Source organism: Tepidimonas sp., assembly GCF_046292505.1.
In the GTDB taxonomy this organism is placed as follows: Bacteria; Pseudomonadota; Gammaproteobacteria; order Burkholderiales; family Burkholderiaceae_C; genus Tepidimonas.
The window spans coordinates 1-579 of record NZ_JBKBQX010000240.1; the positions used below are offsets into that span (position 1 = coordinate 1).

A 579-nucleotide genomic window follows, 5' to 3' on the forward strand; every position below is an offset into this window, starting at 1 on the left:
GAGCAGGACCTGGCCCAGTGCGACGCCGTGTACCTGACCGTGTGCCTGGACGTGCTGCCCGGCGGGCAGGCGCCTGGCGTTTCAGCCCCCGCTGCCCTGGGTGTGCCGCTGGCCCGCGTGCTGGCGCTGATGGACGAGGTGCTGTCTGCAGGCAAGCTGGTGGCCGCCGACATTGCCGAACTCAACCCAGGGCTGGACCGCGATGGCCTGACCGCGCGCGTGGCGGCTCGGGTGGCGGCGCACATCGCGCGCCATGGGCCGCGCTGACGAGTTCCTGCTATGATGCGGCCCGTCATTGGGGAGTAGCCGCTCTTCATCCCCGAAGAGGCTTGCGTCAACACACTTGTCCTGCAGGACATGGCGCAAGCGGTTCACCGACTTGGCAAGACCTTTGACCACCGCGCGTCCTTCCTGGCCGGAGACGCGCCGTGGTCAATCGTCCAGAAGTCCGGCCTAGGAGCATCCATGGAATCCCTGCTCGTTTCGACCGGTGTGGTCGCTCTGGCCGAAATCGGCGACAAGACCTAACTCCTGGCCTTCTTGCTGGCCGCCCGTTTCAAGAAGCCCTTGCCCATCATC

At 66.5% G+C, this 579-nt stretch carries 1 protein-coding gene and 1 riboswitch; the gene reads left to right on the forward strand.

Translation table 11 applies throughout. The features are described 5' to 3' along the window. A partial coding sequence (locus ACK4TH_RS13025; RefSeq protein WP_409627050.1) for an arginase family protein occupies positions 1 to 267 on the forward strand: 267 nt, incomplete at its 5' end. 18 nt (positions 268 to 285) lie between these two features. Beyond that, a riboswitch (yybP-ykoY riboswitch) is annotated at positions 286 to 464 on the forward strand. The last annotated feature ends 115 nt before the right edge of the window (positions 465 to 579 follow it).